The sequence below is a fragment of the Streptosporangium amethystogenes genome (genome assembly GCF_000721075.1).
GTDB classification, from domain to species: Bacteria; Actinomycetota; Actinomycetes; order Streptosporangiales; family Streptosporangiaceae; genus Streptosporangium; species Streptosporangium amethystogenes.
Window position 1 is genome coordinate 1 of record NZ_JOEQ01000172.1, and the last position, 353, is coordinate 353.

Sequence of the window (353 nt, forward strand, 5' to 3'; positions counted from 1 at the left end):
GATCTGGCGGCGTACGGTCATCAGGATCTGCCGTTCGAGCGGTTGGTGGAGATCGTCGCTCCGGCTCGTTCGATGGCCCGCCACCCCCTCTTCCAGGTGGCCCTGGCGTTCCAGAACAACCCCGCCCCCGTGCTGGAGGTCGACGGCCTGGAGATCCGGCAGGAGCCGCTGGACCTCGGTGTCGCCAGGTTCGACCTGCTGATGTCCCTGACCGAGACGGGCGATGGCCTGACCGGTGTCGTCGAGTACGCCGCCGATCTGTTCGATCGGGTGACGGTCGAGGACATGGTGGTGCGGTTCGGGCGGTTGCTGGAGTCGGTGGTCGCTGATCCGGATGTGCGGTTGAGCGAGAT

Annotated in this window: 1 protein-coding gene; it reads left to right on the forward strand. The window is 66.6% G+C overall.

All coding sequences use genetic code 11. The features are described from left to right. Window positions 1-353, forward strand: a 353-nt coding sequence (locus IG98_RS46310; RefSeq protein ID WP_037973104.1) for a condensation domain-containing protein, incomplete at both ends; no start/stop codon positions are given.